The sequence below is a fragment of the Vibrio splendidus genome, assembly GCF_001557875.1.
Classification (GTDB): Bacteria; Pseudomonadota; Gammaproteobacteria; order Enterobacterales; family Vibrionaceae; genus Vibrio; species Vibrio splendidus_F.
On sequence record NZ_LNRF01000001.1, the window covers coordinates 1,468,122 to 1,483,715 of the forward strand.

Genomic DNA, 15,594 nt, shown 5'->3' on the forward strand with positions numbered 1-15,594 from the left:
AATCTATTACTCCGCAACTGAAACAGGGGCACCAGGACGAATGCGTTGCAGTCCGCCAACAATCACTTCTTCACCGGCGTCCAAGCCATTTGCGACGAAAACATCTTGTCCAATTCGATCACCGACAACGACATCACGACGTACCGCATTGCCTTCTTCAATGGTGAGCACATATTGAGTGAGCTGATCTTGATGGATCGCCTTATGAGGAATTTGCACGCCGCTTAATGGTTCTGCACTCGTTAGCCCAACACGAACAAATTGATTCGGCAGCAGACCCGCTTCGCTGTTATCAAAAGAGGCAGAAATCGTCACCGTACCACTGGCTGCATTCACTTTGTTGTCAACAAAAGCGATGCTGCCTTGGTAGTCCGTCAATTGACCATCACGCTCAAGCAATACTGATGTCGCTTGCTTACCTTTAAGCTGATATTGACTCAGTTCGCTTTCTTTAATCGAGAATGTCGCATCGATCGGATCCATCTTGATCAGATCAGTCAAAGGGCCAAAGTTAGGTCCTACCATGTCACCAATAGAGAAGTTACTTTTCCCTAATTGCCCTGAATACGGTGCTTTAACTTGGGTTTGGTCTAAGTTGTCTTGCTGAACCCTTACGTTTGCTCGCGCAGACACCACTCGAGATCTCGCCATCTCTAGTTCAGCAATACTCAAATCGAGCTGCGACTGTGAAATACCGCCCGACTTCAACATCTGAGTGGTTCTTTCATGGTTTAGCTGAGTCAAGCTCAGTGCCGATTGCGCTTCAGATAAGGTTGCTTTTGCCGCATCAAATGCCGCTTGGTATGACGTTGGGTCGATTTCAAAAAGCACAGCGCCCGCTTCGACAAAGGCACCGTCATCAAAGAGTTTGTTTAACAAGAAACCACTGGTTCTTGGTGTCAGTTGAGCAGACTCAACCGCCTCCATTCTTCCTACATGGTATTGGATTGGCGAATGTGCCATTTCTTCTGCAAGTACCACAGTTACAGGTGTACTAGGCACTGGAGCTGCTGTTTGCTCCGTAGGTTGTGAATTACCACCACAGCCTGCAAGTAAGATACTTGCGGTTAATAACGTTATTGTTTTTTTCATCGTATGTTCTCTACAAATACGTCGATACATTGAGTGACCGCATCTTGATTCAATCTGAGCTTTTAATATCAGGAGCCATCACATTTGATCTATTTTCTATTCGGCGTTGACGCCATGATTTCGAACGAGCGCTTTAACCCACTTTTTCAACTAGCGTTTCAAACCAGCGTTAATCGCACTGATGTCTTCAGGTAGAAGCTCGCCACCCAAGAACTTGAGCTGCAGTGACACCAAAATGAAATCAATTTGCGCTTCAGTCAGGTCTTGCTTTGCTGCATAGAGCTGACGAGTTCCGTTCAGCACATCGACAATCGTTCTGCTGCCAATTTCAAAACCTTGCTGGGTTGCAACAAGTGAGCGTTCAGCAGAATGAACTGAGTTGGCATAAGCTTGCTGGGCACTAATAAGGGCGTTGAGGTCTTTTTCTGCACCGCGGATTTGGCGCGTCACGCTTCTCCAAGATTGCTCTTGAAGTTGAAGGGCTTGTTGATATTGAACTTTGGCTTGTTGTACTTCGTTACTGGTTGCCCCGCCTCGGTAAACAGGCAAGGTCATTGCAACGCCGGCAAACACGGTTGAGTTGTCATCAATGCTATTAAACTGCTGCTTTGACTGACCCATCTCGGTTCTACGAATCTCGCTCGCAAACGTATAACGGTACTCAGCAACCAAGCCTAGCGAGGGTTTATGCCCTGCTTGTGCCAGTTCAATCTGCTGCTTGCTTAGCTCAACCAGTTGTTTCTGAATTTGCATCTCAGGGTTGAATTGCTGCGCTTTTTCTTGCCATGTCAGTGCATTTTCGGGCGTTGGGATATTGGCAGCGTAACGGTCAGTATTCAGTGGATAAACCGACGTAAACTCATGACCAGACAGCTCATAAAGCGCGTCTAATGATTTCTCAACTTCGTTTTTAGCCACAATGACCGATGCAGAAACCAAGTCGAACTGAGCACGCGCATCAATCACGTCATTTTCCGGAATCATCCCCAATGAAAATTGACGTTCAGTTTGCTTAAGCTGCTCTTCGATCGCTTCTTGTGTCGCTTTGGTTTGCTTTAACGACTCTTGCGCTTTAAGGGCATTGAAATAACCCACTACGACTCGTAAAGCGAGGCTATCTAACGCGACTTGGTGTGAGACTTGGCTGAACTCAACCTGTTGATTACTTAGCTCATTTGCCGCGTTCAGTTTCGCGTTATAAAGATTTTGCCCCACGGAAATAGACGCTTGTGCCGCGTTGGTATCTATCTCGTTGAGTGTTGTGTAGCTGTTACGAAGCACACCATACGCAAGGTTTGCATCAACCTGAGGTAAATATCCGGCACCTACTTTGTCTGCACCATAAGTCGCACTATCAATGGCTAATGCAGCACTTTTTAATGCAGGGTTATTGTCGAGAGATTGCTGATACAGCTCACTTAAGCTGACACCTTCAGCCAAGGCTCCGTAGCTCGTGAATGCTCCGGCCACCAGCACAGCTAACGCCGAAATCTTCATAGAAGATCTCGGTGTTCTGTGATGAACGGCAACCGTACTTGAAAGCATTGAAGTTTGTTTTTTCATGGAATGACCCACCAACACATCAAATGGATGAATGGACTTGCGCCCTTTTGAGTCAAGTTTTGCGATTTAGAGGGTCGAGCTGTAGCGCCGTCGGAGTCAAACTTGTTCTAAATCATGATTTGCTGGCGAATACCGAGGGTTTTGTGTCGGGTTCCACATAGAATTTGGAATTAATTAACTACTTATTAAATAGATTCAAATCAAAATTAGTCATAGCACCCACTGATAGAATCACCTCATTACCCATTCACTGAGTTAATCTCGTAAATGTCCGATTTGATTTGCACTCGTGGCTACATCACTTGGTTTCACCTAGAAAACGGGTTTGGTTTTGCTAAACCTGATCACGGTGATATTGATGTGCTCATTCACATCAGTGTCATTGAATTTGATGGTGAAATTAACTTAGAGGAAGGTCAGCGTGTCTATATGGAGCTTGAAGAAGTAAAAGGTAAGCCTCACTGGAATGCCGTCAAAGTACTACCTCTGGCTAAACCTTTCTCTGCAATAGAGTCAGTATGATGAATACCCATCAACGAGGTCGTCCTACGCTGTCGCCAGTTGTGAAGCTCGCTAAACACGTCGTAAAAGGCTATCAAGATTACGTGAGTCTTAACCTCCGTTATCAAGATCAGCTTCTTCAACACTATCCAGAACACAACGCAGAGCAGTTGGCTCTCATTAGCGCCGTCATCATCAGTGGCTCCGAGGAATATAAGATTTGGAGCAGTATTGATAACCTAATGCTGTCTGCACAACGTCACTCTGATCCGGTCAAGCAATGGCAAAGCATTCAAGAGAAAGTATCAGGCAATGTTCAGCAACTTATTAGCTTGTATCAACTTCGGATTCGGTCTCTTCCGTCGCAGCCAAGATCCATATTAGCGTGTGATTTCGCGGATCAGCTTTGGCTCAATGAGCAAGCTGTCTCTCAAACGGTAATCTCGCAAACAATGACCCATTGGATCGAAAGTACATTAGTTAAGGCGACTGGATTTGAGCAAGATGATTGGTTCTATACCGTCACCGTAAATTTCAAATCAGGCATCAGAGAGAGCAACGGAACGTTGTTGAATGATTCAGAGAGTCTCAATAATTTCCGGAGTGACAGCACTTCATTTGTGCTTGATCGCGTCAAGCATCAACGAAAAATCATTCGCTTACTGATGCTGCATATTATTGAACACAAAATTGATTCACTGCTTCCAAGGCAAGCACAAAGCAGCGCGGGTAGGCCTGCACTCCCCTTGCCTGTACAATTGATGCGACAAGAGCAAGCGCTCCAAGATACGTACCTCGAATACAGACACGCGTGTCTTGGGCACAACCAACCTGCACTAAGTATCGAAACACTGGCCGCCAACGCGATCGAGAAAAGCAACAAAGCAACACCCCAAACAAGGGTCGGTAGAAAACCGATGAGTAACCTACAAAAACTCGTCAACCAGAGCCTAGTATTAGAAGACCAGATACTGTGCCAAGAGCAGCGACTTAATGGACACAACATCGGTTTTTCACAATTGAAGTCTAAGCAAAGTAATGGCACTGAAAGTAGCTCGCCAATAGAAAAAACAGTTAAGAGAGGACGCCCAACACTCTCGCCTGAAGACCAAATAGCTCGATTAAAATCCAAACTCGACCACATAAATCAAGCCATTGAGCAGTTGAAATCAAAAAATAAGTCAGTAACCGCTGATACGATAGTAAGAAATATTTGGCAGTATCAAAGCCTTTGGCTGACCAATAAAATAGCGCACGCTGATCGCATATTAGCGAAACAAGAGAGTCCACTTGAGCTTGCTCGCCGTCGCAAGTGGGATCAAAAGTTACTGACGATACAATCCACCTTGATACAATCCGCCTTAAGTAAGACTTAGACTTAACCTTGAGTGAGCTACGATGAGTTTCTACCTATTAAATCAAAACCTGCTTTTTAACAGCCAAAGTGGAAAGCTGTTAAACCTGACGTCTTTACAAGAGAGGCAACTACGTTCAAATGAATGGAAGTTGCTGTCACTTTTCATTGAACACTCAGGTTCTGATCTCACATCGGCGTTTATTCTTGAGGCCATTTGGGAAAGTACGCGTGCAAAATCGAGTGTCGCCACCGCGGTAAAAAACTTGCGTGCACAGCTGGGAGATTCAAGCGAACAGCCGAAGTTCATCCAAACTCAAGTTATGAAGGGCTACGCCTATATTGGGGAAACCCAAACACTCAGCGAAACCGAATACCAATCATTAATTGCACGCCATGCTTCGTTCTGGTCAAAATCGGCAAACTGGATTCAACATAACAAAACTCTTTTTGTTCATACCCTTATCAGGGTTGTATGTGTTTTGTTTATCGGCTGGAACTTAGTTGGCTTATACAACAATGATGCCTTCAGTCGTCTAGTGACTGAGCCCACCATCGCAACACCTATCCCGATGTTAATTCACCAAAACGCTGAAACGCCGAGTGATCAAGACATTCAAATCTGCCAATCGTTACTGATTGAAGCTCAGCAGAATGCACTCTTCGACACTTTACCGTTCCATCGCGAAAGCTCAGCCCCACCACTGCCGAAATTGTTCTGGCGAGACCACAATAAAGAGGTACTGGTATGTCATCTTTCACCACTAAAATAATCACAAGCGGTTTCATTATTGTGGCGCTGATGTCTTACGTCATCAAAGATCTCTACATTTCTCACTACAGTCCAGAATCGGTGTTTTTGAATCAATATTGGTCTTATAAACACAGAGGATACCCAAGTCGATTTGGCTACTTGGCTCAGTTATGGGATATACGTGTTGTCGAAACGGAATCTGAGGTTCTCATGAGCAAAGACAAGGCTTATCACGCCATGCACTTCAATTTTTTTGGCCAAACAGGCTCTGTTGCTCAAGTGATGGTGAAGTTCGAAACTCAATGGCAACGCTTTGAAAATAATCACGTACAGTTTGATGTGATAGCAGATTCTATTCGTTTAGACGGCGCATCAGATAAAATTGATGAGGTTAAGTTTAAGTCCTTCTCGAGAGATATGCTCCTCAGTATGTTTTCAACGCCGAGAAAAATCATCTCTGTATCATCACATGAGATCATCACTGAATTACCATATATAGGGTTGGTTAGGCAGCTTAAAATCGAAACGCCGCATTTGCTTGAAGCGCGCTAACCTAACGATAAAGTCGTAATATTGATCACATTTTGAGCTTATTACCGAAGATGAAACTTAGCAAAATAAGCAATAATGCAGGGCAATTTCCATCATAAATTATAATTTCACATTCTAATAAGGTTTGAGCATGTTTTCCTATGAGCATTTATTGGCATTTTGCACGACTTACGAAGCATCCTCATACAGCGCTGCTGCCAAAAGGTTAGGTAAAGATCGCACCACAATAAGAGACCAAGTCAAGGCTGTTGAAGACTTGTATGGCATAACGTTATTTGAAATCATTGGAAAGAAGGCGACACCGACTCAAGCTGCGGATCATATCTATCAACGTTCCAAGGTTGTGTTGAGTAATACCGAAAAACTCAGTACCTCATTAGAGAACATCTATATGGATGAGATGCTGACTCTCAATATCTATCACGACATTTCTCTACCGCTCAATTTAGCCGTAAAAATAGAGCATTCTTTGCAACAAAAACACCCAGAACTTCGTGTGCATTGGCTACATCGCAATCGAGAGGAAGCGTTTGATAGCATTGAATCTGAATCAAACAGCATCGCACTTATGCAACATAAAAACATACAGCGCTTTAGTAAAAATATTGAGTATTTATCTTTAGGCTATGGTGAGTTAGGAATATATGCAGGAAGAAGAAGCAAACTCCCTCACCTTAATGCGCTGTCTATTGAGGACCTAAAGTTAGACAAGCAATATGTGAGCGAAAACCATTTCCACACCCTACCAGAGCTTTATCTCATTTCCCCTCAATACCACCTCGTCAGCAATAACGACCTCTTATTAGAGTTAGTGAAACATGATGGTTGGGCGATCATGAGTACCGACCTTGCAGAGCCACTTGTACAACGCGGAGAGTTGGTGACTCTCAATATAAAGCAGGTCGCAAATCATTTTAACTTTGGACTGACACTGTATTACTCGGTATCAATGGATAACAAAGAACCGCTACCTACAATCAAAACAATTACCCAAGCACATTTCGCCCTATAGTTATATTAATGGACTCCATACCAATATTGACGGGCTACATAACGAGATCAATGTGCCCTCAGCCATATTGATGGATTTTAACCCGCATAGTTGAGTTTTTCGTTTCATGAATCAATGCCATGATGATTGTGTCTCCCAATTACAAAGGCATTCATCATGAATAAGAAAATTCTATCTACCGCTATTATTGCTACCTTCTCTATGGGCGTTGTTACTGCCGCCGAAGCTTGCACCCGCTTGCTTTGGGATACACAAGATCAAGGCACATTCGTTTCACGTACTCTGGATTGGTCAGAACAAACGGATGTGCACCTCGTCAACATTCCAAAAGACAGCACTTACGTTACCCATTTAGATAACACTAACCAAGTTACCTCAAAATACGATGTCACAGGATTAACGACTTACGGTCAAATAACGGATGGTATGAATAATGCTGGGCTCAGCGGTAACGTGCTGTACGATCGTGGTATGGATACACAAGAGTCAACGAAGGCTGATGACTTAGGTACGCTGACCTACCTAAAGCATGTTTTATCGCAGTTCAGCACCGTTGAAGAAGCCGTTCAATTCGTTGAAAAAACGCAACCCGCCACTGAGTTTGTGCCAGGAGTTCCAATTAGAATCGCACTTCATATTAGCCTTCAAGACACATCGGGGGATTCAGCAATTATAGAGTTTAGAGAGGAAGGACCACGAATCTGGCATGGCGCTGAATACACAATAATGACGAACCAACCAGATTATGACCAACATTTGGCCAATGTAGAACGCTCTATACGCGGTTGGGGCCCACAAGAGGCCCAATACTCACAAACCAACTTAGGCACAGGTGGCAACGCCAACCCAGAAGACAGGTTTGTACATTCGAGTTACTACATGGGACACCTTACCGAGCCGAGCAGCGTGATCAATGGCATGGTCAAACTAGATTCGATTACTTACAAGATCCCACATGATGCGCCAAACGCGCCCATTGATGGTGTGATGGCTGGTTATGCGACAGAATACGCGGTTAACTATCACCTACAATCAGGTGAAACATTACTTCGCTACCAGTGGGGAGATGACTTCACTCAGCTTCAATACAACATGCGAGATATCCAAGAATCTGGAAAAGCGATCAACTTCCAGTTAATCCAGCCAGGTTTGATTGGAGATGTAACTGAGACCATCATTAAATCTGCAAACTAGACAAGCGAAAAACCTGAGACAAAGGCCACTTGGCCTTTGTCTATCCATAATAAACACTCTGCTTCAACCAGAGTGCATCTACCGCACTCTCAACTTATATTAAGTACCTTTCAAAGCGATACTAAAGTGTGATTCTACAAATTCTTAGTAGCGTAACCCTTAAGAACCTCAAGCAAACCTCTAAACACACTGGTGTTTTCAAAGCTCGTTGGATAAAAAAACGAGAGCCCAAATTTAGCACTGCTTGTAAGCAGCTCATTAAACTCAATCCGACGTAATTTCTTCGCATTTACAGCTTCTGTCGCTAAGCTTTTTGGTAAAAGTGCCCAACCGTTCACTTTCACTAACTCCAATAACATATCGTTATTACTTACGGTACGAAAATACGGTGATACGCCCAACCACTCCGGCATAGTTTTACTTTGGTTTTCACTGATGTACTGCGTTTCTAACTGAAGATCTTCAAGTCGAATCTCACTGATTTTGAACAGAGGGCTATCAACCCGCGCATAAGCGGCAAAATCACCGTCACCTAGCTTAATAGCACTGATTGGGTATTCCGACATGTTTTCCATTCGGTGCTGCATGATCGCAACTTTGTTATGCGCTTGCGTCACATCAACCAAGATCTCGTCTCGATTTCGATGTAACCAATTAAGTACCATGCTAGGGTGCGCCTTCAGAACATACTGCTCAATTTCCACGACTAAATCATTGGGCATCAGTGTATCGTGATAAAAATCAAGACGGGTTATATCTTGCTGGTAGGCGTTCATCATTCTTAGATGTAATCGCTCACTGTTTTGTACCAGCAATTTTGACTGCTTATAAATAGAACGTGCAAAGTTGGTTGGTACCGCCTTTTTTCCTTCAATCGTAAATAAAATGGTTCGATAACTGTCCTCTAACGCTTTCACTTGTTCTCGAATGGTCGTTCTATCTTTACCAAGAACTCTTGCAGCCTTGCTATAGCTCTGTTCGTCATACGTCGCGCAGAATGAGTTTAAGTGTTCGTAAGAAAACATCCCTGCCACCTTTGATTATCAATGTTTGGTTTTACCCATCATTATGCGTTATTAGAAACGTAATAACACTGCTAAATTAGCAACAAATGTGAGGCGAAGAGAGTTTTCACTCTGTATTTGAACGATAAAATTCGCTTCTCTATGTATTGGCAGTAAGCCCAGAAGTTAGCTATACACACTTATTTGAACAGAGTTACGCATTGCTAATTATGGGTTTACCGCCTCTCTTTTCTTATCACTTATCCGTGAATACAAAGAAAGAACTGACTTTCTAAGCGCTCACAGGAAGATTGATTTTCCCAAGCGCGATGGTCGACTTAACCCTCTCATAGAACAAGGCCGTTAGTTGAGAGCAATAGGATCCATTATGAAAAAGCTACTTCTCTCAACGGTTATTGCTGGCCTAGTCGCCACACCAGCTTTCGCCGAAACCTCAACCAGCCCTATCACGCTTTACGTATCGAATGACATCATTACCCTTTCAGATCACGATCATAGCAACGTAGACGCTATCGCAGTCCAAGACGGTAAAATCCTCGACCTTGGCGATCAAAAAACACTCACCACTAAGTACCAATCTAAAGATGGTTTTACGATTGATAAATCATTTGAAGATCGCGTTCTTACACCGGGCTTTGTTGAACCTCACGTTCACCTTTGGCTGATGGCGTTATTGATCGGCACAGACTTTATTACTCCTGCTGATTGGGATTTACCATGGGGTAACGTTGAAGGCGTAATAGGCCATGATAACTACTTAGCCCGTTTAACAGAGTTAGAAAGTGGGCTGGCTGAAGGCGAACCATTGGTAAGCTGGGGCTACCATCACTACTTCCACGGCAATGAAATGAGCCGCGAGTTGTTGAACAACATTTCTGAAGATCGACCAATTATCATTTGGCATCGCAGCTTCCACGAATTGTTCTTCAACGATGCAGCGATGGAGATGCTAGGTTGGTCTGAAGAAGACTGGACTGGTGAAGGCCATGCGTATACTCAGTTGGACTGGGAACGAGGCCATGCTTATGAAGCTGGCGGCAAACTCATTCTCAATGATGTAATGAGCTTCTGGGTAAATAGCGGCATTTTTGCAACGGGGATGGAGCGAACCAAAGATTACATCCACTCTGGTGGTATCACTACCGCCATTGATCCAGGTGTTGTTGCAACACCAGAGATGTTCGAACAAGTAGTCGACATTCTTGAAGACGGTAACTTCCCAATGGATTACTGGTTAATGCCAGCCGGTAACTTTACCTACATGATGGCGGAAAACGACCCTGCCAAAGGTAAAGCGATTGCCGAAGGTTTGACTCAACACCCGTCTTACCAAGGTGAACAGATCAAATGGCTACCTAAATTCGTTAAGTTGTTCTCTGACGGCGCAATGTACAGCCAATTAATGCAACTTAAAGACGGTTACACCGATGGTCACTCAGGTGAATGGTTGCAACAACCTGAAGATCTTGAAGCAAGTATGCGCCCTTACTGGGAAGACGACTACACGATCGTTATCCATGCCAATGGTGATCTTGGCTTTGAGACTGCACTGAACATTGTCGACAAGCTTAACAAAGAAAAAGGCAGAGACGATCACAGAACCAGCTTCCACCACTTAGGTATTACCGATAAAGACGACATCCCTAAAGCCGTTGAACTTGGCGCAAACTTTAGTGTAAATCCTTATTACACACATATTCTGGCTGAGCTTTATTCAGAACAAGGTATCGGTCAAGAGCGTGCAGAAGTGATGGCGCGTGGACGTTCATTCATCGATGCGGGTGGCATTTTATCATTGCACTCAGATTCACCAATGGCACCAGCGCAACCACTAGGGTTGGTTTGGGCTGCTGTAAACAGAATCGGTCTGTCAGGCAAAACGGTAATGGGACCTCAAGAGCGAATCACGGTTGATGAAGCAATGCGTGCAATCACAATTGATGCTGCATACACAGCACGTCTGGAAAATGAAGTTGGCACCATTGATATCGGCAAAACGGCCAACTTTACGGTACTCGACAATAACCCATACACGGTAAAACCTGAAGACATCAACAAGATAAAAGTTGAAGCAACGATTTACCAAGGTATCCCTGCTCCTGTAAAAAACAGTAACTCTGGTTTAGCCATGACTAAGCAAAATATGAAAGTTGTGAATGTAATCAACAGGTACCACAGCGCTCACGATCATCACCACCATGATCATGACCACGATGTGTGTGCGACAAGCTTGTACTTCCAACATGCTCTTACGGCGATTCAACAGCAATAACCTATGCACAACAAACGATGAACATCGCTCTAAGCAGAACGAAAGCATCTCAATAGCTTAATCTTCATCGTTCTCACAAAGTGATAGTGTGACCTCAGCGTCCGCTATCACTTTTTCTTTTTATGTTACATGTTGATCTGTTTCGCTATACAGAAAGTCCTATATAAGAATGGCTCTATACAAAGATCTCTAACCCAATTCAACACGTTCTCACACCTTCAATCCCCTATCTCACCTATTCCACATCACGACCAAATCTCTCGACAAGTGCAGTTTCCTTACTGTTGTTCTAGCGAATAGAATTTATGCTGTGAACAAGTGTGTTGGTCATACCTGAAACTTGGCAGTTAGCAGGGAAAGATAAAGTCCGCCAACGCCTTATCAACAGCGCCACCCTATTAAATCCTTACAGAGCCAAAGATTTTTGCATCACAGATAACTCGTCAAGATACGTCGCTCATTAGTCACCTTCTCTCTATGTGCCCTTGAGTACACACCTCCTCATTTTAACTGGCTAACCTCTTTTCGTATCATCTCACCTCGCCTAACGAGAGCCACACAAATCTGATTTGATTACGCTGTTTACCAGCGTAACTGCAGCATTCTCTATCCACCAATCTTCTCTTTTGTTCTCCTTTAATGACACCAGTATTGAAACGTCTCCCAAGCAGATGAAATGTAATGAAAACCCTTTAAATACAGCAGCTTATTAAAAACATAAAAACTTCAAAATTAGTTTTACCATCACCAAAATCGATAATATGACCCGGTCAATTACAACTCAGGTCAATACTATGTCTACCATTTGGGAATTAGATATGGGTTATCTAGAGTCACTTAGCAAGGAGCTACGCGGATACATTAAGGATGATGAAGTGACGGTATTACCCCAGCTTAGAACGCAATATCTTGCCGAGCTAAACGCAGTTATTGAAAAGATGGTTTTGTCTTCAGCGAAAACAGATCAAATGGAGGCATTGGTAAAGGTTTGCCAGCATATTGCGACAACGGTGAACACCTCTCGATATCACCGACTTAGCCAATGTATCGAGCGTATTGACTCACTCGCCAACAAGTTGCGCCACCAGCAGAGCACGGACTCTCAGCCTCTTACTGCTGATGCATTGTTCTTGCTTGCGCAAAACCACGGCATTGCGATCTCAAGACATGACCTAAACGACGGTAAAGCAAGCTCAGTATCTTTCGCTTACCAACAAGGTTATCTGTCCATTTCCGAAGCGTTTGATGCTTTGAGTGCGCTGTTTAAACATCAACGCCATTCACGTTCATCCAACATGCTGAACAGTCCTGCGTATCTATCTCAATGCGCCTAGTCAGATTTCGTTCTAACAATAAGATTTAATTATGAAATATTTATCGTTACCCTTTTGCTTAGCTCCACTGTTTTTATCGTCCTTAGCTTATGCAAGCCAGCCATACTCAGAGACATTAACCGGTGATTGGGGAGGTGAGCGCAGTCGCATTAAAAACAGCGGACTCTCGCTCGATGCTGAATACACCAACGTTTACCAATCGGCGGTTTCTGGCTCACCATCAAATTCAAATGAATTCACGCACCGTTTTGACTTGTTTGCAGCGGTTGATACTGAAAATGCGGGCCTGTGGAATAACGGCAGCTTTCGCACCCAGTTGATCTATCTAAACGGTGATGCGAACGACTTTGGCTTCTCCAGTTTGTCAGTTCCTAATTCAGCCCATTACTCAGACAGCAACAGCCCTTTCTTTTCATCCTTGTATTACACACACAAGTTTGATGACAACACCAACCTCCTTGTTGGTAAGATCGACGCGTTTGAGCTGCTACGAAATGCGCCATTTTACGGGGGAGCAACTCGTCATGGATTCATGAACATTGCTTTCTCTGCTCCCCCAAGTGGCGTAACTCCCCCATCATTTATTGGCGGTATCCTCAACCACACCATCGGCGATACACGAATCACGGCGATGATTTATGATCCAAGAGATCGATACGATGACAACTTAGGGTTCAATGATTGGTTTGATGACGGCGTGAACTTCTCATTAGGTGCAACTCACTCATTCAAACTGTTCGATAGAAGTTCTACGTTTGGTATGTCTGGTACATACAGCACTGAAGAAGGAGTGGATTACTCGTCTTTGGGTGAGACCGCAAAATATAAGTACAACATTCGTGCTCAAGCTACACATAATATCTATGAGAACAATGACGATACTATCGCAGTCTATCTAAGAGCAGCAGCGGCAGACGGTAACCCAAATATCATAGATGGAACGTTTGTTGGCGGCTTTGGAGGCAACGCTTTCTTCTTCGACAGACCACAAGATCAATGGGGCGCAGGCTACTATTACTACAACTTGTCTAATGCGTTACAAAACAGCATTAGTGATTTGCCACTAGGAGCTGAATTAAAAGACGAGCAAGGTTTTGAGATCTACTACGCGTTCCAAGCGACGCCATGGTTAACCTTTACCGCGGATGCGCAATACGTAACACCCGCGGTCAGCACTCAAAGCAAAGTCGCGTTGTTTGGCCTAAGAACGAATATCGTTTTCTAACGTCACCGTATAAACTAAGACGCTATTAAAAAAGAGCCTGATCATAAATGAACAGGCTCTTTTTTGATTGCACATTGAATCGAAATTCATCGCTTAAGGCGTGCCAACCTCAGATAAAGACACCAACTGTTTAGTATATTCATGCTGCGGATTACCAAACAGAGTCTCAGTATCACCCTTCTCAATCACCTCGCCAGCTTTCATCACAATGGTGTAGTGACACAAGGATTTCACGACATTCAAGTCATGGCTGATAAACAAATAGGTCAGGCCATACTTTTCTTGAAGTGACTTCAGCAAATCCAACACTTGAGCTTGAACCGTTCTGTCGAGTGACGATGTTGGTTCATCGAGCAGGATAAACTCTGGTTTAAGGATCAGAGCACGAGCTATAGCAATACGCTGCCTTTGACCGCCAGAAAACTCGTTTGGGTAACGGTGGCGAGTCTCAGGGTCGAGATCGACCTCTTTCATTACTTCACAGATACGTTGGTCGAGTTCGCTCTCATCCAATTGTTGATGCACTAACAAACCTTCGCCAATCACTTGAGCAACTGACATCCTTGGGTTCAATGCCGAAAACGGATCTTGAAACACCACTTGCATACGGCTTCGAAACGGCAACATCTGTTGTCGATTTAAGCCTTGAATTTGTTCGTCAGCGTAGGTAATTGAACCCTCACTTTCTACCAGCTTCAATATCGCCATACCCGTTGTCGATTTGCCCGAACCACTCTCACCGACGAGGCCGATGGAGTGCCCTTTCTTAAGAGTAAACTCCATATCAGTCACCGCTTTAACATGCGAAATAGTACGCTTGAATAAGCCGCCCGTGATTGGGAACCAAACACGAAGTTGGTCGACATTAAGTAGGGGTTTACTTTCCGGTGATACAGGAACTGGTAAGCCTTTCGGGTCAGAGTTGATAAGCTTTTGTGTGTAAGGGTGAGTTGGTGCGTTGAACAATGTTTGGCAATCGTTACTTTCAACCAAGCGACCATCTTTCATTACCGCCACTCTGTCGGCAATCTTACGGACAATACTTAAGTCATGAGTAATGAAAAGCATCGCCATGCCCAGCTCTTGCTGCAGGTCTTTGAGAAGGTCGAGGATCTGCGCTTGCACCGATACATCCAATGCCGTTGTCGGCTCATCGGCAATGAGCAGCTCTGGCTCGTTAATAAGTGCCATTGCGATCATCACGCGTTGGCGCTCTCCACCAGACAACTCATGTGGATAGGCTGAAATTTTTTGCTCGGGGTATCGAATGCCCACCTTTGAAAGCCATTCAATCGCCAAGGCTTGCGCTTTATTGGTTCGCATGCCTCGGTGAATGGCTAAGGTTTCAACCAATTGTTTACCGACTCGATGAAGCGGATTAAGCGAAACCATGGGTTCTTGGAAAATCATGCCGATGCGACCACCACGAATTCCGCGCAGTTGCCTTTCTGAACAACTCAGAATATCGGTACCAGAGAAGTTAATCTTTCCGCTCAAGTAATGCGACGAGCCTTTAGGCAGTAGCTTTAAGATCGAGTTAGCCGTCACCGATTTACCCGAGCCACTCTCTCCCACCAGCGCCAGTGTTTCCCCTTTGTATATCTCGAGCGAAACATTGTGTGTTACCTGCTCTATCGCCTTCTTTCTTCCAAAGCCCACAGACAGTTTATCTATGGTTAGAACTGGAGAAGCAGGAGCTGTATTTGAAGTCATAAC

The 15,594-nt window shown here is 44.2% G+C and carries 13 protein-coding genes; 9 read left to right on the forward strand and 4 right to left on the reverse strand.

From position 1 onward, the window contains the following. Positions 1–6: 6 nt before the first annotated feature. Together ATB74_RS06200 and ATB74_RS06205 are read right to left on the reverse strand one after the other, a co-directional pair. Positions 7–1,092 (reverse strand): efflux RND transporter periplasmic adaptor subunit, encoded by a 1,086-nt coding sequence (locus ATB74_RS06200; protein ID WP_061017286.1) that lies wholly within the window; start codon positions 1,090–1,092, stop codon positions 7–9. Between the two features lie 150 nt (positions 1,093–1,242). Beyond that, positions 1,243–2,655: a TolC family outer membrane protein gene (locus ATB74_RS06205; RefSeq protein WP_244270904.1), complete on the reverse strand. Its 1,413-nt coding sequence runs from the start codon at positions 2,653–2,655 to the stop codon at positions 1,243–1,245. Positions 2,656–2,922: 267 nt separating this feature from the next. On the opposite strand from ATB74_RS06205, the gene ATB74_RS06210 reads away from it, so the two are divergent. The 6 genes from ATB74_RS06210 (at position 2,923) to ATB74_RS06235 (ending at position 8,022) form a co-directional block, all read left to right on the forward strand. Next, on the forward strand, positions 2,923–3,177 hold the full coding sequence (locus ATB74_RS06210) for a cold shock domain-containing protein (protein ID WP_061017288.1): 255 nt from the start codon (positions 2,923–2,925) through the stop codon (positions 3,175–3,177). After that, on the forward strand, positions 3,174–4,532 hold the full coding sequence (locus tag ATB74_RS06215) for a hypothetical protein (protein WP_061017291.1): 1,359 nt from the start codon (positions 3,174–3,176) through the stop codon (positions 4,530–4,532). The genes ATB74_RS06210 and ATB74_RS06215 overlap by 4 nt, the downstream gene beginning before the upstream one ends. Positions 4,533–4,554: 22 nt before the next feature. Next, entirely contained in the window at positions 4,555–5,283 is a 729-nt protein-coding gene (locus ATB74_RS06220; RefSeq protein ID WP_061017292.1) for a winged helix-turn-helix domain-containing protein, read from the forward strand. Then, complete coding sequence (locus tag ATB74_RS06225; protein ID WP_061017756.1) at positions 5,259–5,816, forward strand: hypothetical protein; 558 nt, start codon at positions 5,259–5,261, stop codon at positions 5,814–5,816. The genes ATB74_RS06220 and ATB74_RS06225 overlap by 25 nt, the downstream gene beginning before the upstream one ends. Before the next feature lie 130 nt (positions 5,817–5,946). Continuing rightward, positions 5,947–6,828 carry a LysR family transcriptional regulator gene (locus ATB74_RS06230; RefSeq protein ID WP_061017294.1) on the forward strand — a complete coding sequence of 294 codons (882 nt, stop codon included), beginning with the start codon at positions 5,947–5,949 and terminating at the stop codon, positions 6,826–6,828. A 156-nt stretch (positions 6,829–6,984) separates the two neighbouring features. Beyond that, positions 6,985–8,022: a linear amide C-N hydrolase gene (locus ATB74_RS06235; RefSeq protein ID WP_061017295.1), complete on the forward strand. Its 1,038-nt coding sequence runs from the start codon at positions 6,985–6,987 to the stop codon at positions 8,020–8,022. Between the two features lie 134 nt (positions 8,023–8,156). Here the strand turns inward: ATB74_RS06235 and ATB74_RS06240 are convergent, their stop codons facing one another. After that, positions 8,157–9,047: a LysR family transcriptional regulator gene (locus ATB74_RS06240; RefSeq protein ID WP_061017297.1), complete on the reverse strand. Its 891-nt coding sequence runs from the start codon at positions 9,045–9,047 to the stop codon at positions 8,157–8,159. A 367-nt stretch (positions 9,048–9,414) separates the two neighbouring features. Between ATB74_RS06240 and ATB74_RS06245 the strand changes: the two genes are divergently transcribed. From ATB74_RS06245 to ATB74_RS06255, 3 genes are all read left to right on the forward strand, one after another. After that, positions 9,415–11,319, forward strand: a complete 1,905-nt coding sequence (locus ATB74_RS06245; RefSeq protein ID WP_061017299.1) for an amidohydrolase — start codon at positions 9,415–9,417, stop codon at positions 11,317–11,319. Between the two features lie 794 nt (positions 11,320–12,113). Beyond that, positions 12,114–12,653, forward strand: a complete 540-nt coding sequence (locus ATB74_RS06250; protein WP_244270905.1) for a hypothetical protein — start codon at positions 12,114–12,116, stop codon at positions 12,651–12,653. A gap of 31 nt (positions 12,654–12,684) precedes the next feature. After that, the gene (locus tag ATB74_RS06255) at positions 12,685–13,878 is read left to right on the forward strand and encodes a carbohydrate porin (RefSeq protein ID WP_061017303.1); all 1,194 of its coding nucleotides are present in this window, start codon (positions 12,685–12,687) and stop codon (positions 13,876–13,878) included. A 93-nt stretch (positions 13,879–13,971) separates the two neighbouring features. Here the strand turns inward: ATB74_RS06255 and yejF are convergent, their stop codons facing one another. After that, positions 13,972–15,591 carry a microcin C ABC transporter ATP-binding protein YejF gene (yejF, locus tag ATB74_RS06260; protein WP_061017306.1) on the reverse strand — a complete coding sequence of 540 codons (1,620 nt, stop codon included), beginning with the start codon at positions 15,589–15,591 and terminating at the stop codon, positions 13,972–13,974. Between the last annotated feature and the right edge of the window lie 3 nt (positions 15,592–15,594).